Source organism: Streptomyces sp. NPDC086023 (genome assembly GCF_044540325.1).
In the GTDB taxonomy this organism is placed as follows: Bacteria; Actinomycetota; Actinomycetes; order Streptomycetales; family Streptomycetaceae; genus Streptomyces.
This window is the reverse complement of record NZ_JBITRX010000002.1, coordinates 256,605-279,071: the sequence shown is the minus strand read 5'-3', so window position 1 is coordinate 279,071 and position 22,467 is coordinate 256,605. Positions and strand designations below refer to the sequence as shown.

Below are 22,467 nucleotides of genomic sequence, written 5' to 3'. Positions count from 1 at the left end.
GCCGCCATGGGGGATCTGCTGGGCTTCGTCCTGAGCGGTCTGGTCTCCGGCGCGCTGTACGCCCTGCTGGCCACCGGCCTGGTGCTGTCGTACTCCGCGTCCGGGCTGTTCAACTTCGCGCACGGCGCCACCGCCTACCTGTGCGCGCTGGTCTTCCACGAGCTCCACTCCGGCCTGGGCTGGCCCGCGGTCCCCGCCGCCCTGCTGGTGGTGGGGGTGCTGGCCCCCGGGCTCGGGTGGGCGCTGGACCGGCTGATGTTCCGCAAGCTCGCGCGGGTGGGCGAGACCGCGCAGCTGGTGGCCACCATCGGTCTGCTGGTCGCGCTGCCGGCCGCCGGGCTGTGGGCGGTGGAGCTGCTGGCGGAGGCGGGGGCGGACGTGGTGCCCGCCGAGAACCAGTTCGGGCTGCCGGGCGTGGGGCCCAGCCCCGCGGTGTCCTGGCAGCTGACGGACGGGGTCGGGGTGGACTCCGACCAGCTGATCACCTGGGTGGTGACCGCGCTGGTCGCGGTGGGGCTGTGGCTGCTGCTGCGGCACACCCGGCTGGGGCTGCTGCTGCGGGCGGCCGTGGACAACCGCACCCTCACCGAACTGCGCGGGATCAGCGCCGACCGGCTCTCCTCGGTCGCGTGGATGCTGGCCTCGGGGCTCGCGGGGCTGGCCGGGGTGCTGGCGACCCCGCTGCTGGGCCTGTCGGCGCACGACTACACCCTCTTCCTGTTCGTCTCCGCGACGGCCGCGGTGCTGGGGCGGTTCGCCTCGGTGCCGGTGGCCTTCGCGGGCGGGCTCGGCCTGGGGGTGCTGCAGAACCTGGTCGCCGGGTACGCGTCCTTCGCCGAGGGGATCACCGGGTTCCGCACCGCGGTGCCGTTCCTGATCCTCTTCGCCGGACTGCTGGTGCTGACCCGGCGGCAGCGGACCGCCGGCACCGCGGCCGCCGCCGACGCGCCGCCGCCGGACCACCTGGCGGGTGCCCCCTGGGCGCGGCGCTGGGGGCCCTGGACGTGGGCCGCGGTGCTGGTGGCCGTCGCGCTGTACACGGTCACCACGCCGTTCTGGAGCGGGCTGCTGGCCCAGGGGCTGGCACTGGCGCTGGTGTTCATGTCGTTCACGGTGGTGACCGGCCTGGGGGCGATGGTGTCCCTCGCGCAGGCCACGTTCGTGACGGGGGCGGCGCTGGTCGCGGGGCTGCTGATGAGCCACGGGTGGCCGTTCGCGGCGGCGGCGCTGGTGGGGACCTGTGTGGCGGCGGCGCTGGGGGCGCTGGTGGCGCTGCCCGCGCTGCGGCTGGGCGGGCGGTCGCTGGCGCTGGCCACCCTGGCGCTGGCCTTCCTGGCCGACCAGGTGCTGTTCCAGCTGCGCTGGCTGCGCAACGGCGACGCCGGCTGGTCGGTGCCGCGTCCCGAGGCCGGGCCGGTGGACCTGGCGGACGACCGCGCGTTCGGTGTCGCGATGCTCGTGCTGGTGGTGCTGGTGGCCTGGGGGCTGACCGCGCTGCGGAGTTCGCCGTGGGGGCGGGCGATGCTGGCGGTCCGGTCGGCGCCCGCGGCCGCGATGGCCTCGGGGGTGTCGGTGCTGCGGACGAAGCTGCTGCTGTTCACGGTGTCCGCGGGGCTCGCCGGCTTCGGGGGCGTGCTGTACGCCTCGTACAACACCCGCATCACCGCCACCGACTTCACCGCCATGACGGGGCTGGTCTGGCTGGCCGTCGTGGTGGCCGCGGGGGTGCGCAGGCCGCAGTACGCGGTGGTGGCCGGGCTCGTGTTCGCCCTGGCCCCGCACGTGCTGGGGCAGTGGGTGACCTCGTCTGCGCACCTGCCGGTGATCCTCTTCGGCCTGGCCGGGCTGGCGCTGGCCAACGACCCGGACGGGTACTGCGCGGCCGTTCCGCTGCGCTTGGCCCGGCGGAGGGGGGTGGTTCCGGTGCGGGGGGCCGTGGTTCCGGCTTCGGTGCCGGGGCAGGTGCGGGCCGAGGGTGCGGGCGCCGGAGCGGAGGTTGCCCCTACCCACCCCTTCCCGAAACCGGGGGCGAGCCCCCGGACCCCCGTGCCGGGGGCGGTGAAGGTCGACGGCGCGCCGACCGCCGCCACCGCTGACGCGGGTGTCGTGGGGGAAGCGGGCGCGGCGAGCCCGGCGGAGGCCGCGGGAGCCGCAGCCGGGTCCGGAGGCGGCGCGGTCGGCCCCGCACCGCGAGCGGGCGCCGGGGACGCGCCGGTGCCGACAGCCGACCGGGACCGCTCCGGCGCCCTCGCGCCGGGGGCCGGGAAGGCACCCGTGCGGGTGGCCGATCGGGGCCGGACGGCCGCCACGCCGACCGGAGACGGACACGGGGCGGCGACCGCACCGGCCGGAGACGGACACGGGGCGGCGGCCGCACCGGTCGTGGACGACGTGGTGGCCGCGCTCGAATTGCGGTGCGTGCGGGCCGGGTACGACGGCGGGGAGGTGCTGCGCGGGGTGGACCTCGCGGTGCGGCCCGGGGAGATCGTCGCCGTGCTGGGTCCCAACGGGGCCGGGAAGAGCACCGCCTGCCGGGTGGCCGCCGGCCTCCTGCGCGTGACCGCCGGCTCCGTACACGCCGCCGGTCGCGAGGTCACCTCGTACGGGCCGGTGCGCCGCGCCCGGCACGGGGTGCTGCTGGCACCGGAGGGGCGCGGGGTGTTCCCCGCCCTCACGGTCGAGGAGAACCTGGCCCTGCGGCTGGCGGACCCCGCCGAACGGGACGCGGTGTACGGCCGGTTCCCGCGCCTGCGCGAAAGGCGCCGTACCCCCGCGGGCTCCCTCTCAGGCGGCGAACAGCAACTGCTGGCCCTGGCCCCACTGCTCCAGCGCCCGCCTCAAGTCCTGGTCGCCGACGAGCCGTCGCTGGGCCTGGCGCCCCGCGTGGTCGACGAGGTGTACGCCCTGCTCGGCGAGTTGCGGGCGGCGGGCACGGCACTGCTGCTGGTCGAGGAGAAGGCGGCCGAGATCCTCGGGATCGCCGACACCGTCGCGTACCTGGCCGACGGCCGGGTGGCCTGGTGCGGGCCGCGCGCCGAGGTCGAGGCGGACCGGCTCACCGAGGCCTACCTGGGGGTGCGCGGATGACCGGCTACGTGCTGACCGCGGAGGCCGTGGGGGTCCGCTTCGGCGGGGTGCGCGCCCTCGACGGGGTCTCGCTGGGCCTGCGCGCCGGGGAGGTGTGCGGGCTGATCGGGCCGAACGGCGCGGGCAAGACCACCCTGTTCGACGTCCTGTCCGGGATACGCCGGCCCGACGCGGGCTCGGTACGGCTGGACGGCGCCGACATCACCCGCCGCTCCCCGGTGTGGCGGGCCCGGCACGGGATGCGCCGCACGTTCCAGCGGCAGCAGCTGTTCGGGCAGCTGAGCGTCACCGACAACCTGCTGGTCGCCCAGGAATGGCGCGGCGGACGAGGCCGTGCCCTGGCCCTGCAGCGCCGGGAGCGGGCGGCGGCGGTGCTGGACGACTGCGGAATCGGAGCGCTCGGGGACACGTACGCCGGGGCGCTGCCCGTGGGGCGGGCCCGAATGGCGGAACTGGCCCGTGCGGTGGCCGACCCGCCACGCGTGCTGCTGCTCGACGAACCGGCCTCCGGCATGTCCGCGCCGGAACGGGCCCAGCTGGCGGCCGTCGTACGGAACCTCGCGGTGCGGGAGGGCTGCGCGGTGCTGCTGGTCGAGCACAACGTGGCCTTCGTGATGGAGCTGTGCGCTCGAGTGGTGGTGCTGGACCTGGGGACAGTGCTGGCGGAGGGCACCCCGACGCAGGTGCGGGCGGACAGCGCGGTGCGGGAGGCGTACCTCGGCAGGTGATGGGGCTGGGAGGCCGCCGGTCGTGTGGTGTGCGGGGAAGGTGCTCGACGCGTCGTGGCATGCCGGACCGGAGGCAGGCCCGGGCCCGGCGCGGGCGAAGCGCGCCAGCCTCCCGACGGGACCGGCCCCCGGTACCCCCGTGCCTGCACTCCCCTCCCGGCCCACTCCCCCTTGGCCACCCTGGTGGGTCGTGTGGTGTGTGGGGGAGGTGCTTGAGGCGTCGTGGCAGGCTGGTCCGGTGGCAGGCCCGGGCCTGGGGTGGCCGAAGGCCAGGGCGAAGCCCCTTGCCCCAGGGGTGGGCCTGCCGCTGGGCCTGCAGGCCACGACGCCTCAAGCACCTCCCCCACACACCACACGACCCACCACCCATCCCCGCATGGCGGGAATACCCCGCCCCCATGGCCGGTTGTCGCTGGCCGTACCGTCCGCCGACGCGAGGGAAGCCCCCACCGTGAACCAGGTCCCCACCATCCGCCTCAACAACGGCACGCTCATGCCCCAGCTCGGCTACGGCGTCTGGCAGGTGCCGGACGCGGAGGCGGCGCAGGCCGTCGGGACCGCGCTGGAGGCCGGCTACCGCAGCATCGACACCGCGTCGATCTACGGCAACGAGGCGGGCACCGGCAAGGCGATCGCCGCGTCCGGACTGCCGCGCGAGGAGCTGTTCGTCACCACGAAGCTGTGGAACGGCCCGGAGGAGCGGTGGGGCCGGGACAACGTGCTGCGCGAGTTCGACGCGTCCCTGTCGAAGCTGAACCTCGACCACGTCGACCTGTACCTCATCCACTGGCCGCGCCCGATGCGCGAGGACTACCTGGCCATCTGGAAGGTCTTCGAGGAGATCGCGGAGAGCGGGCGCGCGAAGGCCGTCGGCGTGTCGAACTTCCTGCCCGCCCAGCTGGAGCGGCTGCGGGCCGAGAGCCCACTGGTCCCGGCGGTGAACCAGGTGGAGCTGCACCCGCTGTTCGCCCAGGCCGAGCTGCGCGCCCTGCACGCCTCGATGGGCATCGCGACCGAGGCCTGGTCCCCGCTGGGCCAGGGCAAGGAGCTGCTCACCCGGCCGGCGGTGACCGCGGTGGCCGAGAAGCACGGGCGGAGCGCCGCCCAGGTGGTGCTGCGCTGGCACCTCCAGCACGGCACGATCGCGATCCCGAAGTCCGTGACGCCCGCCCGCATCCGGGAGAACCTGGACGTGTTCGGCTTCGAGCTGGACGCGGCGGACATGGCCGCGCTCGACGCGCTGGAGTCGGGCCGGCGGATCGGCCCGGACCCGGCCGCCTTCGACGCCTGAAGGGGTGGGCGCCGCCCGGCGACGGGCCTCACGACGGGCCGGGCGCACCTGGCACGGGCAGTACGACGGTTTCGTCGGATCCGGCGGCGTGGCATCTGACCTCCCGCGCCGGGGCACACTCCCCGCGGAGGAGCCCTCCCCGCCGAGGAACCCTCCCCGCTGGGGAACCCTCCCCGCTGGGGAACCCTCCCCGCTGAGGAACCCTCCCCGCCCAGGCACTCCCCTCAGACCGGCTTCAGCCGGGTCCGCAGGAGGCAGAACTCGTTCCCCTCGGGGTCGGCCAGGACGTGCCAGCTCTCGCTGCCGGTCTGGCCGACGTCGACCGGCCTGGCGCCGAGGGCGAGCAGGCGTTCCAGCTCGGCGTCCTGGTCCCGGTCGGTGGGGTTGACGTCGATGTGCAGGCGCAGCTTCCCCGTCCGCGGGTCGTCGCTCGGACTGAGGAGGAGGGTGGCCTGCGGGCCGCCGTGGCCGGCGTCGGGCGGCCCGATCTGGATGGCCCCGTCGTCCTCGCGGCCGAGTTCGGTGAAGCCGAGGACCTCGCTCCAGAAGACGGCGAGCCCCTCGGGGTCGGCGCAGTCGATGACCAGCTCACTGATGCGGCATGCCATGCCGGTCAGTCTAGGAGGGCACCGGCCGGGCCCGTCGAGGGCTTTTCCGGGTGCCGCGGGCGGCGGAAGGCCAGCAGGCGGTAGCGGGGTTCGCCGCGGGGCCGGTCCGGGTCGGGCAGCGCCAGCAGCCGGTCGGCGAGTTCTCCGGCGGCCGGGCCGGTGGCGGCGATCCGGGAGGCGTACCGGCCCTTGAGCAGAGCATCGGCGGCCCGGCGGGGGCTGCGGCCCTGGCCGTGGCCGGTGAAGTGCGCCTCGGCGAGGGGCTGCAGGCCGGCGGCTGCCGCGTACGCATTAACCCGCCCCGCCCCGTCGGCCGGATCGGCCGTCAGGTGCGGGGCCAGTACGTCGTCGACGTCGCAACCCACGTCGTGCGCGGCGTCCTTGTCCACGGTGGTCACGAAGACTCCCCCGGGCGCCAGCACGCGGGCGGCCTCCGTCACGACGGCCTCGGCCAGGCCGGGGGCACGCAGCAGGTGGAGCAGCCAGACGGCGCCGACCGCGTCGACGCGCCCATCGGGCAGCGGCAGCCGGGTGGCGTCCGCCAGTACGACCGGTACGCCGCGGCGGACCGCGGTGGCGGCCATTCCGTACGAGGCGTCGGCGCCCAGCACCCGCAGGCCGGAGCGGGCCATGCGGGCGGTGACGATGCCGGTGCCGCATCCGAGGTCGAGCAAGGTGCGGGCACCGGCCGGCAGGAGGCCGAGGACGGCGCGGGCCGCCGCCTCGGCCCGGGGGACGCCGCCCCGGGTGGCGTCGTACTCCGCGGCTTCGGCGTCGTAGTCCAGGAGCGGACGGTGCATCAGGACGCGCCGTGGGCGGGGGCGAGGGAGTGGACGCGTTCGGCGAGGGCGAAGTCCCGGTCGGTGAGGGCGCCGCCGGCCGCGTGGGTGTTCACGGCGAGACGGACGGTGTTGTAGCCGAGGGTGAGGTCGGAGTGGTGGTCCAACTGGTCCTGGACGGCGGCGATCCCGAGGACGAGCGCGGCGGCGGCGAAGTGCGAGTTCAGGCGGAAGGTGCGGGCGAGGCGGTCGCCTTCCACCGCCCAGCCGGGCAGCTCGCGCAGCCGGTCCTCGATCTCCTTCTGCGACAGCGGCTCCATGGCCATGGGTGCTCCCTTCGGGCGGCGCGGCCGGGACCGCGACGGGCCCTTCCGCGCGACATGACATGTGAAATTCCAATGTCCCACAGCACATCGCGCGGGGAAGGTTTCGCGCCATAGTGCGGACGGGTCCCGTTCTGCCTTCCGTGCCGCGGGCGGCCCTCCTATGCTCCTGCGCCGAACGCGACCTGTTACCGGCGGTAAGGCAGGGGGATGGGATGAGTTCCAGGCGTACCTTCTTGGCGGGCGCGGCCGCCGCGGCAGCGGGAACAGCCGCGGCAGCAGAAACCGCCGCCGCGGCAGCGCACCCGGCGGCGGAGACGGCGGCCGCAGCCGACGGGGGCTCCGACACCCGCTCCGCCTCCCGCCGCACGGTCGCGGTGCTCGGCGGCGGTGTCGCCGGCCTGACCGCAGCCCACGAACTGGCCGAACGCGGCTTCGCCGTGACGGTCTACGAGCGGCGCGCACTCGGCGGCAAGGCCCGCAGCATGGACGTACCCGGCAGCGCCCGCGGCACACGCCGACCGCTCCCGGCCGAGCACGGCTTCCGCTTCATCCCGGGCATCTACCACAACCTCCCCGACACGATGCGCCGCATCCCCTTCCCCGGGAACGCCCACGGCGTCTGGGACAACCTGGTCGCCCCGCCCGAGATGATGTTCGCCCGGGCCGGCGGCCGCGAGGACCTGCGGGGCCCGATCCCCTGGGCCGGCGACCGACCCGCCGCCCTCACCCCCGACGAGCTGCGGCGCGCCCTGACCGGGATGCTGGAGACGTTCGTCCGGCTGCCCGCCCACGAGGTGGCGTACTTCGTCAACCGCGTCCTGGTCTTCCTGACCAGCTGCGACGAGCGCCGCACCGGGGTCTGGGAGCGGACGCCCTGGTGGGAGTTCACCCGGGCCGCCCGGATGTCGTACGAGTACCAGCGCATCCTGGCGGTCGGCATCACCCGCAACATCGTGGCCACCAAGGCCGAGGAGGCCTCCACCCGCACCGTCGGCACGCTCGGTGAGGCCTTCGTCTTCAACGTCCTGGGCCGCGGGGCCGACGGCCCGCCCGACCGGATCCTCAACGCCCCCACCAACGAGGCGTGGATCGACCCGTGGGCCGATCATCTTCGTTCGCTGGGCGTGGAGTTCAAGGTGGGCTGGACGCTGCGCGAGCTGGCGTACGAGGACGGCCGGATCGGACACGCGGCCGTCGAGGGCCCCGACGGCGCGGTCCACCGGGTCACCGCCGACCACTACGTCAGCGCCCTGCCCGTGGAGCACGCGCGGCGCACCTGGCCGGCCGCGCTGCGGGCCGCCGACCCGATGCTGGGCCGGTGCGACCGGCTGAGGACCGACTGGATGACCGGCATCCAGTTCTACCTGACGCAGCGCGCGCCCATGGTGCACGGTCACGTCAACTGCGTCGACTCGCCCTGGTCCCTGACGGCCATTCAGCAGGCGGAGCACTGGCCCCGGGAGGAGTTCGCGGCACGGTACGGGGACGGCACGGTGGTGGACTGCCTCTCGGTGGACATCTCCGAGTGGGACGCGCCGGGGATCCTGTACGGGAAGACGGCCAAGGAGTGCACCCGCGAGGAGGTCGCGCGGGAGGTGTGGGCGCAGCTGAAGGCGTCGCTCAACGACACGGGGAAGACCGTGCTGAGCGACGGCCGGCTGCACTCCTGGTTCCTGGACCCGGGTGTGGACGGCCTGGGCACCCCGAACCCCACGAACGAGGACGAGCTGCTGATCCACCCGGCCGGCACGCTGTACGACCGGCCGAGCGCGGCGACCCGGGTCCCGAACCTGTTCCTGTGCGGGGACTACGTGGCGGTGGACATCGACCTGGCCACGATGGAGGGGGCGAACGCCTCGGCGCGTGCCGCGGTCAACGCCCTTCTGGATCGGGATGGTTCGGCGGCGGCGCGGTGTGCGGTGTTCCCGATGTTCCGGCCGCCGGAGCTGGAGGACGCCAAGCGGCACGACCGGTGGCGGTACCGTCTCGGCCTGCGGAACGTCTTCGACCTGGGCTGACGCAGGTCGGTTACGGTCGTGCCCATGACGACGACTTCGGCCGGCACGGGAGTGGGCCCGCTGCTGCGCACCTGGCGGGAGCGGCGCCGGATCAGCCAGCTGGACCTCGCGATCCGGGCCGGCTCCTCCGCCCGCCACATCAGCTTCATCGAGAACGGCCGGTCCCGCCCCAGCGAGGAGATGGTGCTGCGGCTGGCGGAGCACCTGGAGGTGCCGGTCCGGGAGCGCAACGCGCTGCTGCTGGCGGCCGGTTATGCCCCGCGGTACACCGAGACCCCGCTGGACGCGCCGTCGATGGAGGCGCTGCGGGAGGGTCTGGACACTCTGCTGACCGGCTACGAACCGTATCCGGCGCTGGTGGTGGACGCGACGTACCACGTGGTCGCCGCGAACCGCGGGATCACGATGATGCTGGACGGGCTGCCGGATCACCTGCTGGTCCCGCCGCTGAACGCGATGCGGATCACGCTGCATCCGGAGGGGCTGGCGTCGCGGATCCTCAACCTGCGGGAGTGGCGGGGGCACTTGCTGGCCCAGATGGAGCGGCAGATCGCGCTGGCCCGGTCGGAGCCGCTGCGGGTGCTGTACGAGGAGGTGGCGGCGTACCCGCTGCCGGCGCCGCACCCGGAGGACCCGGGCGAGGACCCGGCGCCGGTGCCGTATTTCGCGCTGCCGCTGCGGATCGAACTCGGCGGCCAGGCGCTGTCGTTCGTCTCGTCCATCTCGACGTTCAACACGCCGATGGACGTGACCGTCGCCGAGCTGGCCATCGAGACGATGCTCCCGGCCGACCCGGCGACGGTGAAGTTCCTGCGGTCACTGGCTCCTTGAGCGCAGCGCCAGCTGCTGGAGCACGGCGAACCCGGCCACGGCGAGCGCCTGGGCGGGGATCCAGACCGCCCCCGCGGTGGTCGGGTCGAACCACACGAGCAGGGCGGCGACGCTGAGCACGGCCCACGCCAGGTTGATCTCGACGACCGCCCTGACGGCGAGGGCCGGGGGCTCGCGGCGGCCGGCGAGCAGGCCGACGGCCGCGCCGTAGAGGGTGAGCAGGATGCCGAGCTCCAGCACCAGCCCCTCCCCCACCCCGAGCAGCCGCCCGACGGGCCTGGAGAAGGCGGCGTAGACGAGCCCGTTGGCCCCGGTGACGACGGCGTCGAGCGCGAGGAAGCGCCGGAGCATGCTCTGCGGCTCGGCGGTCCGGGCAATGCTGGAGATCAGGGTCGCGGACATGACGGATCACCCTCCATCGAGGTCGGGAACACAACCGGTAGCACCGGGCCCCGGAACCGAGTGCGCGCCCCCGGAACCCGATGCCCCCACTGTGCCGCCACCCCCGGAAGGGGTCGATTACGTCAGAGGTAATGCCGGTGTCCGCCCCGGGTCCCCGGAGGCCGGCGGGGCTGCCGAGCAGCAGGTCGGCGGCCGTCAGGCGGCGGTCGGGAGGCCGGTGGGGGCCGGGTGTGCCGGCGCGGGTTCGGATTCGCCCGTGAGGTGCTTCAGGCGGCGGGTGAGGAGGACCATGGCCGCGCCCGCCGCGATGACGGCGGCGCCCTGCCAGAGGAAGTTCAGGCTCTGGCCCAGGACCGGGTCCAGGCGCGGGAGTTGGCCTCGCGTCGCCCGTGGCGGCGGCGAGGAACCAGACCCCCATCATCTGGTTCGTGAAGGCCCGCGGCGCGAGCTTCGTGGTGACGGAGAGGCCGACGGGGCTCAGGCACATCTCGCCCAAGACCTGGATGACGTACACGCCCACCAGCCACATCAGGGAGACCTTCACGCCCTTGGAGGCGATGGCGGCCGCGCCGGACATGACCACGAACGAGGCGCCGACGAGCAGCAGGGCCAGGCCGAACTTCAGCGGGGTGCTCATCCGGCGGCCGCGCCGCACCCAGAAGGAGGCGAAGACCGGGGCCAGGGCGATCACGAAGAGGGCGGGCAGGGACTGGGTCCAGCTGGCCGGGATGTGCCATCCGAGGAGGCTCAGGTCGGTCTTCCGGGCGGCGAACATGTTCAGCTCGTTGCCCATCTGGTCGTACACCAGCCAGAACAGCGTGGCCGCCAGGAAGAGCCGGACGTACGCCCGCAGCCGGGTCCGCTCGACGGGGGTCACCTTGGGGCTGCGGTACATCGACACCGGCACGCCGCCGGGGACGACGACCGCGACCAGGGTCAGCACGAAGGTCACCTGACCATTGCAGCGTGCGGGGACGGCGCAGGGGATCGTCCGTTGGGTCCGTTTTGTCCCGTGTAAAGGCAGGACGCCCCGGGCCGGACGGCCCGGGGCGCAGGTCCCTGCGCCGGCACCGGCGCGGTACGTCAGCCCAACTCGACGCCCAGCTGCGCGCCCGCGGCCTGGACGGTCTGCTCCAGCAGCACGGCGATGGTCATCGGGCCGACACCGCCGGGCACCGGGGTGATCAGGGAGGCGACGGCGGCCGCGGACTCGAAGTGGACATCGCCCACGTTGCCCTCGTTGTAGCCGGCGTCCAGGACCACGGCGCCGGGCTTGATGTCCTCGCCCTTGATGAACTCGGCGCGGCCCACCGCCGCCACCAGCACGTCGGCCTCGCGGACGATGGACGGCAGGTCCACGGTGCGGGAGTGGCAGTAGGTGACGGTGGCGTCCTGGGCGAGCAGCAGCATGCCGGCCGGCTTGCCGAGGATGGCGCTGCGGCCGACGACCACGGCGCGCTTGCCGGTCAGCTCCACGTCGTACTCGGCGAGGAGGCGCATGATGCCGCCGGGCGTGCAGGAGACGAAGCCGGGCTCGCCGAAGCTCATCGCGGCGAAGGAGTGCATGGTGACGCCGTCGACGTCCTTGGCCGGGGCGATGGCCTCGAAGGCGGCGCGCTCGTCGATGTGGTGCGGCACCGGGTGCTGGAGCAGGATGCCGTGCACCTCGGGGTCCTCGGAGAGGGCGGCGATGGCGGCGACCAGCTCCTCGGTGGTGGTCTCCGCGGGCAGGGCCACGTGGCGCGAGGTGATCCCGGCCTTGGCGCAACGGTTCTGCTTCATGCGTACGTAGGTGACGGAGGCAGGGTCCTCGCCCACCAGCACGGTCGCGAGGCAGGGGGTGGTGCCGGTGGCCTCGGTGATCTTCGCCGCGTTCGCGGCGGTGGCCTCGGTGATGCGGCGGGCGACGGCGGTGCCGTCCATGAGGCGGGCAGTCTGGGCAGTCGTCACGGGGTCTCCTGAACGTCGCTGCGGATCGCGGTTCGCCCAGGCGCGCGGCATCGGCGTACCGCGGCGGCCGCCGGTGTACGCCGGGCCGCTCCCCGGTGGTGATCCACCCAAGCGCCAGTCACGGCCCGCCGCCCACTGTAGTCGACCGGCCGCCACGGCCCGGCGGGCACCCGCTCCCGGGCTCCGCACCCCCGCACCCCGGCTGCGCACCCCGGCCGCGCACCCCGCACCCCCCACCCCCGCCCGGCCCCCTCTCCCCCTCCCGGCGGCCCCGCCCGGACCCCGCCGTCCCCATATCGGGTGGCAGAACCGGCACCCCGGCTGGGACGATCAAGACATGTCACCTACTTTCGACCGTCTCGTCGCCGAGGCCGAGACCGTCTCCGTCGACGGCTGGGACTTCTCCTGGCTGGACGGCCGGGCCAGCGAACAGCGTCCCTCCTGGGGCTACCAGCGGATGCTCGGCGAGAAGCTGGCCGGCGTACAGGCGGCCCTGGACGTCCAGACCGGCGGCGGCGAGGTGCTGGCGGGCGTGGGGAAGCTGCCGCCGCTGATGGCCGCCACCGAGTCCTGGCCCCCGAACGTCGCCAAGGCCACCCGCCTGCTGCACCCGCTCGGCGCGGTCGTGGTCGCCAACGAGGACGAGCCCCCGCTGCCCTTCGGGGACGCCGCCTTCGACCTGGTGACCAGCAGGCACCCGGTGACCATCTGGTGGGACGAGATCGCCCGGGTGCTGCGCCCCGGCGGCACCTACTTCTCGCAGCAGGTCGGGCCGGCCAGCGTCTTCGAGCTGGTGGAGTTCTTCCTCGGCCCGCAGCCCGAGGAGGCGCGCAACGCCCGGCACCCCGACGACGCCGCCCGGGACGCGGCCGCCGCCGGCCTGGAGGTGACCGACCTCCGCTCGGAGCGGCTGCGCACCGAGTTCAACGACATCGGGGCCGTGATCTACTTCCTGCGGAAGGTGATCTGGATGGTGCCCGGCTTCACGGTCGGCCACCACCGCGACCGGCTGCGCGAGCTCCACGAACGGATCGAACGCGAGGGCCCGTTCGTCGCGCACACCGCGCGCTTCCTGATCGAGGCCCGCAAACCGGGCTGATCCCGGACGGTCCGCCGCCACGGCGTGGCGCAGGTCACTCAATTCCGCGCGTAACGAATCGACTCGGGCACGCGATGAACCGACAGGTGTCGTCGCGAGGCACGTTGGAGCGGACGGGAATACCGACCCGGATTGGCCCGTTTCCCCGCAGTCGCGCGATGATGTCCCGCCGTCCTTAATCTGTTCGCAACGAGAGGCTCCTTGTGTCGCTCAGCCCGTCCCGTACGTTCCCTCCGGAGATCGCCGAATCGGAGGCCCTGGTCGCGCTCGTCGAGCGTGGCCGCGAGCAGGGTCACATCAACGGTGACGACGTGCGCCAGGCCTTCGAGGCCGGCCGCATCCCGGTGGACCAGTGGAAGCGGGTCCTGCGCAGCCTGAACCAGGTCCTGGACGAGGAGGGGGTGGCCCTGCACGTCAGCGCCGCGCCCGCCACCAAGACCGCCGCGAAGAAGCCGCGCAAGGCCGCGGCGGCCCCGGCCCGCGCCGTGGCCAAGAAGGCGGCGGCTGCGCCGCGCCCCATCGGCGCCCGCAAGACCGCGGCCGCCCCGGCCGCCGCCCCCGCGGCGGCGATATCTGCTCAGCCGGCCACCTCGCCCGCCGAGGCGGAGACCACCGCCGCGGCCGCCGAGCCGAAGAAGCGCACGGTCAAGAAGGCCACCACCAAGAAGGCGGCGGCCAAGAAGACCGTCGCGAAGAAGACCGCGGCCAAGGACGCCGACGCGGGCGAGAACGTCGAGCTCGTCGAGGGCGAGGAGTGGACGGAGGAGCTCGCCGACGAGCCCGAGGAGGACACCCAGAAGGCCGGCGCCGGCCAGGGCTTCGTGCTGTCGGACGAGGACGACGACGACGCCCCGGCGCAGACGGTCATGGTGGCCGGTGCCACCGCCGACCCGGTCAAGGACTACCTGAAGCTGATCGGCAAGGTCCCCCTGCTCAACGCCGAGCAGGAGGTCGAGCTGGCCAAGCGCATCGAGGCCGGCCTCTTCTCCGAGTACAAGCTCGAAGAGGAGGACGACCACGAGGCGACCTTCAAGCGCGAGCTGGAGATCCTGGTCGAGGACGGCCGCCGGGCGAAGAACCACCTGCTGGAGGCCAACCTCCGTCTCGTGGTCTCCCTCGCCAAGCGCTACACCGGCCGCGGCATGCTCTTCCTGGACCTGATCCAGGAGGGCAACGTCGGCCTGATCCGTGCGGTCGAGAAGTTCGACTACACGAAGGGCTTCAAGTTCTCCACCTACGCGACCTGGTGGATCCGGCAGGCGATCACCCGCGCCATGGCCGACCAGTCGCGCACCATCCGCATCCCCGTGCACATGGTCGAGATCATCAACAAGCTCGCCCGCGTGCAGCGCCAGATGCTCCAGGACCTGGGCCGCGAGCCCACCCCGGAGGAGCTGGGCAAGGAGCTCGACATGACCCCCGAGAAGGTCATCGAGGTCCAGAAGTACGGCCGCGAGCCGATCTCCCTGCACACCCCGCTGGGTGAGGAGGGCGACAGCGAGTTCGGTGACCTCATCGAGGACTCCGAGGCGGTCGTTCCGGCCGACGCGGTCTCCTTCACCTTCCTCCAGGAGCAGCTGCAGTCGATCCTGGGCACGCTCTCCGAGCGTGAGGCGGGTGTCGTGTCCATGCGGTACGGCCTGAACGACGGCCAGCCGAAGACGCTGGACGAGATCGGCCGCGTGTACGGCGTCACCCGTGAGCGGATCCGGCAGATCGAGTCGAAGACGATGTCGAAGCTGCGCCACCCGTCCCGCTCCCAGGTGCTGCGCGACTACCTCGACTAGTCGCACCGGCGGTACGTACGAAGGCCCGCGGCCCCCTCGGGGACCGCGGGCCTTCGCCGTCCCGGCCTCCCCCGCTCAGGCCAGCCGGAAGACCGGACCTCGCGGCGTGAACGGCAGCGACGCCCCCTGCGGTACCAGGAAGGCGTGCTCGCGGCGGATGCGCAGCACGTCGCACCACCCGTCGGTGATCACCAGCACCGGCGCGGCCGCCGGGAAGTCCGGAGCCCGGGCCAGCAGGTCGATCCCGGGCTGCAGGGCCGTGCCGCCGCGCCCCCGCACCCGTACCCGGCCCGCGATCTCGGAGGGCTGGAGGTACCCGGCGTCGTGGGCGGCGGCGTCGCAGAACACCACCCGGGCCGCCGGCACGTCCCGGGCCGCCGCGTACGAGGCGATGGCCCCGAGCGCCTTGCCGAGCAGCACCCGCTCCATGGAGCCGGAGGTGTCCAGCACCACCCCGAAGGTGCACCGGGGGGTCTCCTCGGGCGGGAAGTACCGGCCGGCCCGCGGGATGTCCGGGGTCGCGGCCTGGCGGCGGGCCGGGCGGGCGTAGGTGCGCACCGGCTCGGTCCGCGGCACGTACGCGTCGAACCAGCGGGCCAGCCGCGCGTCCCAGGGCACCGGCGGGTGGGCCAGCGCCCGGATCTCCTCGACCAGCCCGGCGGGCAGCAGCCCGTCGCGGGCCGCCGCGTACGGGGTCTGCGCGCTCAGCAGGGTCCAGCCGTTGAGCGCGCCGGTCATCGACACCACGGCCGCGCAGGCCACGGCGGCCCCGCCCCAGCCGCCGCCGAACATGGCGTCGACCGCGGCGGAGAACGGCGCCTGGGAGGCGACCAGCTCGTCGTGGGCGACCAGGCCGAAGACGGCGAGAGTGCCCAGCAGGTAGACCACGGCGGCGCCCAGGGTGCCGAGGACGGTGGCCCGGCCGACGTTGCGCCGCGGGTCGCGGACCTCGCCGGCGCTGACGGCGGGGCGGCGGACTCGACGTCCAGGTAGAGACCGCCGGTCTGCGGGTGGTGCCCGGCCAGCCGGCCGAAGACCAGGGCGAGGGCGATCGCGCCGAGGGTGAGGACCCCGAAGGCGGCCAGGCTGATGGTGCCGAAGGGGGCCACGGAGGCCGGCAGCAGGAAGATGCCGCCTCCGATGATGTTGCCCATGACCAGTGCGGTCGCGACGGGCAGTCCGAATCGCCGGGAGTGGCGGCTTGTGGCCCCGTCCGCGGCTATGGGGGTGGTCATGTGCGGTTGTACAGCCTTCGACTCGTTCCGTTGCCAAAAACGCGACCATGGTCGGGTACGGCCGGGGCGCAGCGAAATCAGCGTGTTTCGTCCCGTACGACGGCCCCGCCGGGTGGAAGTGTTGCGTCCGGAACGGCCCCGCGCCGGTGATCCTCCACCGCGTCCGGCGCCACCGTCGACGCGTCCGGCGCCACCACCTGCGCGTCCGGTACGACCTCCGGGGGCGTGTCCGGAACCGCGTTCACGGGCGTCACCGCCCCCGTGCCCACCGCCACCGCGAGGCCCTCGCATTCGCGCAGCCAGCGGCGCAGCACCCGGTGCACCCGCTCCGCGCCGACCGGCTCCCCGGGCGCCGAGAGCTCGGCCGGCCAGAGCAGGAAGGGCCGGCTCTGCTCACCGCCGAGCCCGCCGTGGGAGCCGATCTGCTCCTCGAAGGCGTGCACCTCCCCGGTGTCCGGGTGGTACGCGGAGTTGACCATGACGTCCGCGACGTGCGGGAAGGTGTCGGTGCGCCGTACGGCCTCGGCCGCGCCCGGCCCGAAGTCCGCGAGCAGCGCCTCCACCGCCCCCGGTTCGTCCAGCCGGGCCTCGGCCCCGCCGCCGGCCAGCACCACCGAGCCGCCGCTCTCGTCGCGCACCAGCAGGAAACCGATGCCGGGATGGCCGGCGAGGGTGGCGAGCAGCGCCGGGTGCCGGCGCTCGATCCGCTGCCGGGTCACCCGGCCGGGCAGGTCGGGGAACGAGACCAGGCCGAGGTTGCCCGAGGCCAGCACCACCGGCTCGGAGCGGCGGGCCGGCGGCGTCTCCTCCCCCTCCTCCTCCTCGACGGGCCGGTGCAGGGCGGCGCGTACGGCGGCCCGCGCCTCGGCGCCGCTGCGGGTGCGGCCGGCCCGGCGGGAGACCGGCAGCCCGCAGCCGGCCCGGACCAGGTCCTTCAGGGTCAGCCCGTACCGGCCGAGGAAGGTCTCGCCGGGACTCTGGCCGTGGTCGGAGAGCAGCACGATCCGGTAGGGGCGCGGGGCGTGTTCCGCCGCCTTGGCGATCAGGGCGATGCTGCGGTCCAGGCGTTCGAGGACCTTGCCGGCATCCCGGCTGCGGGGGCCGGAGTGGTGGGCCACCTCGTCGTACGCGACGAGGTCGGCGTAGACGGCGGCGCGCCCGGCGAGCAGGTCGCCCATCACGGCGGCCACCACGACGTCGCGCTCGACGACCGTCGCGAAGGCGCGGATGAAGGGGTAGGCGCCGCCGCGGGAGACGCGCGGCCGGTCGCTCCGCAGCCGGGCCGAGAGCGACTGCGTGATCTCGCGGACCACCTCGGCCGCGAGGGAGAGGGCGGTGCGGACGGCGTTGGCGGGGTCGGAGAAGTACGCGAAGTAGCCGGCCCGGGACCGGTTGGCGGGGCCCCGGCGGGCGGACAGGGACAGCACCAGGGCGACCTGGCCGGCGCCCCCGCTGAAGAGGTTGCCGCGGCTGGCGCCGTCGGCGGTGAGGAGGCCGCCGTCCTCGGTGCGGGCGATGGCGCGGCGCTGGAGTTCGGCGGCGCTGGTGGGCCGGTTGCAGACGACGACCTCGCCGGTGTCCTTCTCGTACCAGCGGAAGGCGGGCACGTCGAAGTTGGTGCCGTGCAGGATGCCGAGCTGGCTGGCGCCGGTCTGGCTGGACCAGTCGGTGTGCCAGGGCGTCAGCCGGTGGCCGCCGGCGTCGAGCCAGCCGGCGACGGTGGGCATCAGCCCCTCGGCCAGTGCCTGCCGCAGCACGTCGTGGCCGACGCCGTCGAGCTGGAGGAAGAGCAGGCCGGGGGCGCCGTCCGGGGCCCCGGTCGCGGGGCCGCGGTCGCGGCGCCTGCGTTTGCGGTCGGCGAGCCGGGAGAGGCGGCGCCGGTAGGCGTCGTCGTCGCGGACGGCGAGGGCGGTGGCGGTCGCGGAGGCGACGGCCGACATGACGGCGGCGACCACGACGGCGGTCTCCGGGTCGGCCTCCCCGCGGCCGTCGGGGATCAGGTCGAGGGCGATCAGCAGCAGCGAGCCGTTGAGGAAGAACACCAACAGGCCGAGGACGAGGGCGGGGACGAGCAGCAGGGCGCGCACCAGCACCGGCCAGACCAGGGCGTTGAGCACGCCGAAGGCGCCGGCGCCCCAGGCGGCGGTGAGCGCGATCCGGGTGATGCTGTCGCCGTCGTCGGACTGGAGCTGGAACTCGGGCAGCAGGCCGGCCAGGGCGAGCATCGTCAGGGTGGAGACCGCCCAGACCACGAGGACGCGCAGCAGCGCCCCGCCCGCGGTCCGCCATCGCCCTCGCAGCACCCCGCCACCCGCCTTCGGCTCCCGGCCCGCGGCTCGCGGGTCCCCCGCCCCAGCGTCGCACGAATGGTGTGCTTTACGGCGTATTCGGGCGCACCGCACGCCCCCGGGCGCGCGTGCGCGCCGCGCGGAGCCCCCGGCTCAGGTCCGGACCGGCTCAGGTCCCGTCGTAGCCCGCGGTCGGCATCGAGAGCCTGCGGTGGACCTCGGCCTTCATGGCCGGGGTGTACGTGGGCTCGTCGGCACCCACCGTCTCCAGCCGCACCCCGCGCCGCGCGCACTCGGCGGTGAACTCGGCCACCGAGCTCAGCGCGCGTTCCAGGACGCGCCGGTTGGGGGCGACGAAGAGGTCCACCTGCCCGGCGTCGATGTCGGACCAGAGCCCGAAGTGGTCCGCGCGCAGCCCGTAGAAGAAGAGCTGCCGCGTCACCACGTACCCCTGGTCGGCGGCCCAGCGCGCGCACATGGCGTGCTGGCTGCGGGTGTCGACGACGAAGGGGTCGGCGTCGAGCTGTTCGAGCGGGGCCAGGCTGGCGATCGCGGCCACGCGCACCTCATCCATGGCGCCCGACCATACTCCGATCGGCGGTCCGCGAGGAGGGGGTGGCGGGGGGCGAAAACGTCGGGCGGGACCCCGGCCGCCCCTGGTACGGAAGAGGTTTCGTACGCTCCTCCAACGCCCTGGCCAGCCGCGCAGAAACGGGAAAATCCGGCAATGAGCACGTACCTTCCCAGCACAGCCCCGCAGCGTGAGCGCGAACCGGACATTTCCGTGGTGATCGCGGTCTTCAACGCGATGCCGTACCTCACCGAGTGCCTGGACTCGGTGGTCGGCCAGTCGCTGGGGGTCGACCGGATCGAGGTGATCGCGGTCGACGACGGCTCGACGGACGGCAGCGGGGCCGAGCTGGACCGCTACGCCGCCCGGTACCCGCAGGTGCGGGTGGTGCACCAGGCCAACTCCGGCGGCCCGAGCCGGCCGCGCAACCGGGCGCTGGACCTGGCCAGGGGCCGGTACGTGTACGTCGTGGACGCCGACGACCTGCTGGGGCCCGAGACCCTGGAGCGGCTGATGCGGATGGCCGACACGCAGGGCAGCGACGTGGTGCTGGGCCGGCTGGTGGGCCTGGGCCGCACCGTGTCGGACAAGGCGCACAAGCACGCCGAGGTGGCCGACCTGTACACCTCGGAGGTGTACCGGGCGCTGCACAGCGCGAAGCTGATCCGCCGGCGGATCCTGGAGCGGGAGCGCATCCGCTACCCCGAGGACCTGTGGTTCGGCGAGGACCAGCTGTTCGTGACGGAGGCCTACCTGGCCGCCGGGAAGATCTCCGTGGTCGGCGACTACGACTGCTACTACCTGCGGCGCCGCGAGGACGGCCAGAACATCACGCAGCGCAGCCGCACCGCCCACGAGACGGTCGAGCACATCGAGCGCGTGATGGCCATGGTGGCCGGGCGCGTGCAGGACCCGGTCGGGCGGCGCCGGATGCTGGGCCGGCACTTCCGCGCGCTGATGGCCAAGGCGCTGCGGCCGGCGGCCTGGGCGCGGCGGGACTACCCGGAGTTCTCGGCGGAGGTCTTCCGGCGCGGCCGGCTGCTGTGCGACGCGTACTGGTCGCCGGAGATGGCGAGCGAGCTGACGCAGCTCGACGCGATCCGCCTGTACTGCTTCCTGGGCGGGGCGATGGACGCCTTCGAGGTGCTGGCCGGGTACGACCAGGCGAAGAACCCGCCGGAGCTGGTGGCCGAGGGCGGGCGCCTGTACAAGGCCTTCCCGGGCTTCCGGGACCCTGCCGCGGGGCTGCCGGACGAGCTGTTCGACGTCACGGACACGGTGAAGGCGCAGCACCACCTGCGGTCGGTGGGCTGGAAGGAGAGCCTGGTACGGCTGACGGGGTACGCGTACCTGGAGTCCTACGGCGCGGGGCCCGAGCCGTCCGAGCTGGTGCTGCGGGAGCGGGCGACCGGCCGCGAGCTGACGGTGCCGGTGACCCCGCGCCCGACGCCGGAACTCACGGAGGAGGGCACCCGGCGCGGCGTGGACCTGGGCACGGCAGGCTTCCGGGTGGACGTGGAGCTGTCCACGGTGGACGGCGGCGGGCCGATCGGCCCGGGCGTGTGGGACTGCTTCCTGACGGTACGGGCGGACGCCGTGGCCCGTACGGTCCGGCTGGGCCGGGTGCACGCGGCGGACCTGGACAAGACGGCGCGCCGGTCGCGGGTGGTGGCCCGGGACGCGGCCTCGGGCACGGAGCTGGCGGTGTCGCCGTTCTTCACCGCCAACTACGACAACCTGAGCTTCGAGGTGGTCCGCCGCTTCACGCTGCCGACCGGGTGAACCGGGCGTTCCGGGCGCCGGCGGCCTAGGCTCGGGGCAACGGTCCCCGGGCGGGGCCGTGGTGGTCGAGGAGGGGTGCGCGTGCCGGTGGAGATCACCTGGTGGGGTCATGCCACCTGCACCGTCGAGGACTCCGGGGTGCGGGTGCTCACCGATCCGCTGTTCGCCGGGCGGCTGGCCCATCTGCGCCGCCGCCGCGGGGCGCCGCCGCCGGCCGCGGCGGCCGTGGCCGAGGCGGTGCTCGTCTCGCACCTGCACGCCGACCACCTGCACGTGCCCTCCCTGGCTCGGCTGGCGCCGGGCACCCGGGTGCTGGTGCCGCGCGGCGCGCCGCGGGCGGTGCCTTCGCTGGCGCGGCTGCCCGGGCTGGCGCTGACGGAGGTGGCGCCCGGTGACGAGGTGCGGGTGGCGGACCTGACGGTACGGGTGGTCAGCGCCCGGCACGACGGGCGGCGGCTGCCGTTCGGGCCCCGGGTCGCGCCCGCGCTGGGGTACGTGGTGGAGGGCGAGGACCGGACGTACTTCGCCGGCGACACCGGGCTGTTCGACTCGATGGCCGAGGAAGTGGGGCCGGTGGACGTGGCGCTGCTGCCGGTCGGCGGCTGGGGTCCGTTCCTGGGGCCCGGCCACCTGGACGCGCGCCGGGCGGCGCGGGCGCTGGCCGAGCTGGTGCGGGTGGGCCCGCCGCGGCGGGCGGTGCCGGTGCACTTCGGCACGTACTGGCCGATCGGGATGGACGCGGTGCGGCCGCACGAGTTCCACGCCCCGGGGGACGAGTTCGTCCGGCACGCCGCCGCGCTGGCGCCGGGGGTGGCGGCGGAGCCGCTGGGGCACGGCGAGAGCGTGGTGGCGTGATGCTGCTGGAGGTGGCGCGGGAGGTGCCGCCGGAGTCGACGCAGCAGGCGGTGGGCTACCCGGCGCTGTTCCTGCTGGTGGCGCTGGGGGCGCTGATGCCGGTGATCCCCACGGGGGCGCTGGTGAGTTCGGCCGCTGTGGTCGCGCTGCACCACGAGACGCTGCCGTGGGGGCTGGCGCTGGTGTTCGTGGTGGCGGCGCTGGGTGCCTTCACCGGGGACCTGGCGCTGTACTGGCTCGGGCAGCGCGGGGTGCGGTCGCGCAACGGCTCGCGGTGGCTGGCCGCGTTGCGGGGCCGTGCGGCGCCGGAGAAGCTGGCGGCTGCGCAGGAGCGGCTGACCGAGCACGGGGTGGCGGTGCTGGTGGTCTCGCGGCTGGTGCCGGCGGGGCGGATCCCGGTGATGCTGGCCTGCCTGCTGGCGGAGATGCCGCTGCGCACGTTCGCCCGCGGGGACCTGCCGGCCTGCCTGGCGTGGGCGGCCACGTACCAGCTGATCGGGATCCTGGGCGGCTCGCTGTTCGACGAGCCGTGGAAGGGCCTGGTGCTGGCCGTGGCCCTGGCCCTGCTGCTCAGCGCGGCCCCGACGGTCTGGCGCCGGCTGCGCCGCCGGGCCGCGTAGCCCTTTCCGGGGTGGGGCCGTGTGGGATCCGTCCGCCGCCCCGCCCCGGCAGGTGCGGGCCGTGGCCCATCGCGTCTGCCGCCCGTGTCGGGAGCAGGGCGGATCCGCCCCGCCGACCGGCACGGCAGAGGCGGGCCGGGTGGGATCCGCCCCGCCAACCGGGCCCGGCAGATGCGGGCCGGGTGGGATCCGCCCCGCCAACCGGGCCCG

The 22,467-nt window shown here is 74.4% G+C and carries 17 protein-coding genes and 3 pseudogenes; 10 read left to right on the top strand and 10 right to left on the bottom strand.

Going from position 1 to position 22,467, the window contains the following annotated elements:
- The first annotated feature begins 6 nt into the window (after positions 1 to 6).
- The 3 genes from ACIF6F_RS04580 (at position 7) to ACIF6F_RS04570 (ending at position 5,106) form a co-directional block, all read left to right on the top strand.
- On the top strand, positions 7 to 3,087 hold the full coding sequence (locus ACIF6F_RS04580; RefSeq protein ID WP_399941147.1) for an ATP-binding cassette domain-containing protein: 3,081 nt from the start codon (positions 7 to 9) through the stop codon (positions 3,085 to 3,087).
- Positions 3,084 to 3,815, top strand: coding sequence for an ABC transporter ATP-binding protein (locus ACIF6F_RS04575; RefSeq protein ID WP_399941144.1), 732 nt, complete (start codon positions 3,084 to 3,086; stop codon positions 3,813 to 3,815). The genes ACIF6F_RS04580 and ACIF6F_RS04575 overlap by 4 nt, the downstream gene beginning before the upstream one ends.
- Before the next feature lie 451 nt (positions 3,816 to 4,266).
- Positions 4,267 to 5,106 (top strand): aldo/keto reductase, encoded by an 840-nt coding sequence (locus ACIF6F_RS04570; protein ID WP_399941142.1) that lies wholly within the window; start codon positions 4,267 to 4,269, stop codon positions 5,104 to 5,106.
- A 224-nt stretch (positions 5,107 to 5,330) separates the two neighbouring features.
- Here ACIF6F_RS04570 and ACIF6F_RS04565 read toward each other — a convergent pair whose 3' ends face one another.
- From ACIF6F_RS04565 to ACIF6F_RS04555, 3 genes are read right to left on the bottom strand one after another with little or no spacing between them, the layout of a single operon-like run.
- Complete coding sequence (locus tag ACIF6F_RS04565) at positions 5,331 to 5,714, bottom strand: VOC family protein (RefSeq protein ID WP_399941139.1); 384 nt, start codon at positions 5,712 to 5,714, stop codon at positions 5,331 to 5,333.
- A 5-nt stretch (positions 5,715 to 5,719) separates the two neighbouring features.
- The gene (locus tag ACIF6F_RS04560) at positions 5,720 to 6,514 is read right to left on the bottom strand and encodes a class I SAM-dependent methyltransferase (RefSeq protein WP_399941136.1); all 795 of its coding nucleotides are present in this window, start codon (positions 6,512 to 6,514) and stop codon (positions 5,720 to 5,722) included.
- Entirely contained in the window at positions 6,514 to 6,819 is a 306-nt protein-coding gene (locus ACIF6F_RS04555) for a 4a-hydroxytetrahydrobiopterin dehydratase (RefSeq protein WP_399941134.1), read from the bottom strand. The genes ACIF6F_RS04560 and ACIF6F_RS04555 overlap by 1 nt, the downstream gene beginning before the upstream one ends.
- A 212-nt stretch (positions 6,820 to 7,031) precedes the next feature.
- On the opposite strand from ACIF6F_RS04555, the gene ACIF6F_RS04550 reads away from it, so the two are divergent.
- Together ACIF6F_RS04550 and ACIF6F_RS04545 are read left to right on the top strand one after the other, a co-directional pair.
- Positions 7,032 to 8,837 carry an FAD-dependent oxidoreductase gene (locus tag ACIF6F_RS04550; RefSeq protein ID WP_399941131.1) on the top strand — a complete coding sequence of 602 codons (1,806 nt, stop codon included), beginning with the start codon at positions 7,032 to 7,034 and terminating at the stop codon, positions 8,835 to 8,837.
- Positions 8,838 to 8,861: 24 nt separating this feature from the next.
- The gene (locus tag ACIF6F_RS04545) at positions 8,862 to 9,668 is read left to right on the top strand and encodes a helix-turn-helix domain-containing protein (RefSeq protein WP_399941129.1); all 807 of its coding nucleotides are present in this window, start codon (positions 8,862 to 8,864) and stop codon (positions 9,666 to 9,668) included.
- On the opposite strand, the gene ACIF6F_RS04540 is transcribed toward ACIF6F_RS04545, so the two are convergent.
- From ACIF6F_RS04540 to ACIF6F_RS04530, 3 genes and pseudogenes are all read right to left on the bottom strand, one after another.
- On the bottom strand, positions 9,654 to 10,070 hold the full coding sequence (locus ACIF6F_RS04540; RefSeq protein WP_399941126.1) for a hypothetical protein: 417 nt from the start codon (positions 10,068 to 10,070) through the stop codon (positions 9,654 to 9,656). The genes ACIF6F_RS04545 and ACIF6F_RS04540 overlap by 15 nt on opposite strands.
- A gap of 439 nt (positions 10,071 to 10,509) precedes the next feature.
- Positions 10,510 to 10,965: pseudogene (locus ACIF6F_RS04535) on the bottom strand (oligopeptide:H+ symporter); the annotation flags it as partial.
- Positions 10,966 to 11,153: 188 nt separating this feature from the next.
- Entirely contained in the window at positions 11,154 to 12,020 is an 867-nt protein-coding gene (locus ACIF6F_RS04530; RefSeq protein ID WP_399941124.1) for a bifunctional 5,10-methylenetetrahydrofolate dehydrogenase/5,10-methenyltetrahydrofolate cyclohydrolase, read from the bottom strand.
- A gap of 337 nt (positions 12,021 to 12,357) precedes the next feature.
- Here ACIF6F_RS04530 and ACIF6F_RS04525 point away from each other — a divergent pair, with 337 nt between their 5' ends.
- Positions 12,358 to 13,119: a class I SAM-dependent methyltransferase gene (locus ACIF6F_RS04525; protein ID WP_399941122.1), complete on the top strand. Its 762-nt coding sequence runs from the start codon at positions 12,358 to 12,360 to the stop codon at positions 13,117 to 13,119.
- 203 nt (positions 13,120 to 13,322) lie between these two features.
- The gene (locus ACIF6F_RS04520) at positions 13,323 to 14,906 is read left to right on the top strand and encodes an RNA polymerase sigma factor (RefSeq protein ID WP_399941120.1); all 1,584 of its coding nucleotides are present in this window, start codon (positions 13,323 to 13,325) and stop codon (positions 14,904 to 14,906) included.
- 75 nt (positions 14,907 to 14,981) lie between these two features.
- Here the strand turns inward: ACIF6F_RS04520 and ACIF6F_RS04515 are convergent.
- The 4 genes and pseudogenes from ACIF6F_RS04515 to ACIF6F_RS04500 form a co-directional block, all read right to left on the bottom strand.
- A pseudogene (locus ACIF6F_RS04515) lies at positions 14,982 to 15,578 on the bottom strand (VWA-like domain-containing protein); the annotation flags it as partial.
- A gap of 42 nt (positions 15,579 to 15,620) precedes the next feature.
- Positions 15,621 to 16,190 (bottom strand): annotated as a pseudogene (locus ACIF6F_RS04510) (amino acid permease); the annotation flags it as partial.
- 28 nt (positions 16,191 to 16,218) lie between these two features.
- Positions 16,219 to 18,366 (bottom strand): phage holin family protein, encoded by a 2,148-nt coding sequence (locus ACIF6F_RS04505; RefSeq protein WP_399942140.1) that lies wholly within the window; start codon positions 18,364 to 18,366, stop codon positions 16,219 to 16,221.
- Positions 18,367 to 18,598: 232 nt separating this feature from the next.
- Positions 18,599 to 19,003, bottom strand: a complete 405-nt coding sequence (locus tag ACIF6F_RS04500) for a hypothetical protein (protein WP_399941117.1) — start codon at positions 19,001 to 19,003, stop codon at positions 18,599 to 18,601.
- 153 nt (positions 19,004 to 19,156) lie between these two features.
- Between ACIF6F_RS04500 and ACIF6F_RS04495 the strand changes: the two genes are divergently transcribed.
- The 3 genes from ACIF6F_RS04495 to ACIF6F_RS04485 all read left to right on the top strand — a co-directional run bounded on the left by ACIF6F_RS04495 (position 19,157) and on the right by ACIF6F_RS04485 (position 22,257).
- A complete protein-coding gene (locus ACIF6F_RS04495; protein WP_399941114.1) occupies positions 19,157 to 20,782 on the top strand; it encodes a glycosyltransferase in 1,626 nt (541 codons plus the stop codon).
- An 81-nt stretch (positions 20,783 to 20,863) separates the two neighbouring features.
- Positions 20,864 to 21,637: an MBL fold metallo-hydrolase gene (locus tag ACIF6F_RS04490; protein ID WP_399941111.1), complete on the top strand. Its 774-nt coding sequence runs from the start codon at positions 20,864 to 20,866 to the stop codon at positions 21,635 to 21,637.
- Positions 21,637 to 22,257 (top strand): DedA family protein, encoded by a 621-nt coding sequence (locus tag ACIF6F_RS04485; RefSeq protein WP_399942138.1) that lies wholly within the window; start codon positions 21,637 to 21,639, stop codon positions 22,255 to 22,257. Before ACIF6F_RS04490 ends, ACIF6F_RS04485 begins: the two co-directional genes overlap by 1 nt.
- The last annotated feature ends 210 nt before the right edge of the window (positions 22,258 to 22,467 follow it).